Origin of the sequence: Microvirga zambiensis WSM3693, assembly GCF_016735695.1 — a bacterium.
Classification (GTDB): Bacteria; Pseudomonadota; Alphaproteobacteria; order Rhizobiales; family Beijerinckiaceae; genus Microvirga; species Microvirga zambiensis.
In genome coordinates this window covers 1-1,502 of sequence record NZ_JAERQD010000180.1, presented here as the reverse complement: position 1 = coordinate 1,502, position 1,502 = coordinate 1, and the positions used below count along the sequence as shown (strand labels likewise).

Annotated in this window: 2 protein-coding genes; both read right to left on the bottom strand. The window is 63.4% G+C overall.

Features of this window, described 5'->3' with window-relative positions; all coding sequences use genetic code 11:
- Positions 1-4: 4 nt before the first annotated feature.
- Positions 5-349: a hypothetical protein gene (locus tag JKL46_RS34730; protein WP_201843001.1), complete on the bottom strand. Its 345-nt coding sequence runs from the start codon at positions 347-349 to the stop codon at positions 5-7.
- The gene (locus JKL46_RS34725; protein ID WP_201842999.1) at positions 349-1,440 is read right to left on the bottom strand and encodes an IS5 family transposase; all 1,092 of its coding nucleotides are present in this window, start codon (positions 1,438-1,440) and stop codon (positions 349-351) included. Before JKL46_RS34725 ends, JKL46_RS34730 begins: the two co-directional genes overlap by 1 nt.
- Between the last annotated feature and the right edge of the window lie 62 nt (positions 1,441-1,502).

Below are 1,502 nucleotides of genomic sequence, written 5' to 3'. Positions count from 1 at the left end.
GAAGTCAGCTGCGTTCACAGACGAAGCCTGAATCATCGCCGTCGTGAATGTAAAAATGGCCAACGAGACGGCCTACCGTCCCGAGCACGACCCATCCACGGCCAGACGCTGGGTCGTTGTCGTCGTAGCCTTCCCAGGAGAACTCCGCGCAGGCCGCCCCATCGCGCGAGCCATAGCGGACATCCAAGAAGCCCTTGAGCGCGCCGAAAGCAATCTCCCCGTCCGCTTCGCTCATCAGTGTGAGATGTGCCTCTTCGATCAGATCGAGGAAGTCATTGTCCCAAACATCCATCTCGACAATGCGCCAGCGGCCGGCAAACGCCTTGGCAAAGGCTGGTACCTTGGCCATCAGCGGCTCTGCGCCAGCAACTTGGGCAGGCGCACCAGATTGTAGGCCGCGGCCGCAAACGTGAAGGCCAACTCCACCCGCTCAACACCCCGGAACCGCGTCTTGGCTTGGCCGGCGACAGTTTTGATCCAGCCGAATGCCTCCTCAATGCGCTTGCGGATGCGCTGACTGACCGCGTAGCCCGCATGCCGGGTGGTGCGGCCATCAATGGCCGAGCGCCGCCCGTTCATGTTCTGCGCCACATGCGGTGTGACCTTCATGGTCCGCAACTCACGGACGAAGTCCTGCGTGTCATAGGCCTTGTCGGCGCCGAGCGTGATTGCCCGCGCCCGATCGGCATAGGGCTCCATCAGCGCCAGGGCGGCCGTGCGCTCGGCATAGCCATCAGCGCGCGTCAGACAGGCGCTTACCACCAGGCCAGAGCGGTTCTCCATGACCGCATGTCCGAGGAAGCACAGCTTCGCCTCCTTGCCGGCGCCCTTGCGGTAGAGCCGCGCATCCGGATCGGTGCTCGAGGCATGGGTGTCGTTCGAACGTTTCTCACCCCGGAAGTTGGCCTCAGCGTTGCGCCCGCCATCGGCCGGCGGATCCCCTGCGCCGTCCTTCGGCTTAAAGCTCTTCATGGAAGCCCAGGCTTCGATCAGGGTGCCGTCGACCGAGAAGTGCTCGGTCGAGAGCAGCTTCTTCACCCTGGGCTGGGCCAGCACGGCGGCCAGGAACTGGACCGCAATGTCGCCGTCGAGAAGCCGATCGCGGTTTTTGGAGAAGGTGGAGTGATCCCAGGCGGCATCATCAATGCCGAGCCCAACAAACCAGCGAAAGAGTAGGTCGTATTCGAGCCGGTCCATCAGCTCGCGTTCGGAACGGATGGAATAGAAGGCCTGCAGCAGCATGGCTCGCAGCAGCTTCTCGGGTGCGATGGACGGCCGCCCCATGCGTGGCGCGTACAGAGCCGCCAGTGCAGGCTGAAGCAGGACCAGCGCCTGATTGACAATCTCCCGGATCGCCCGCAACGGATGATCCGCGCGCACCCGGGCCTCCAGATCGACATAGGAGAACAGTTCTCCGGTCCGCTCATCCCGTCCGCGCATTCACTTCCTCCGGCCGCCCGTCTCAAATGAATCACAGCCGAGCCTGCGTCGCCACGGACTTT

Bases quoted from the DNA above. Each gene is read 5' to 3' on its own strand.
- JKL46_RS34725 (WP_201842999.1), bottom strand. From the start codon at position 1,440: ATGCGCGGACGGGATGAGCGGACCGGAGAACTGTTCTCCTATGTCGAT.
- JKL46_RS34730 (WP_201843001.1), bottom strand. From the start codon at position 349: ATGGCCAAGGTACCAGCCTTTGCCAAGGCGTTTGCCGGCCGCTGGCGC.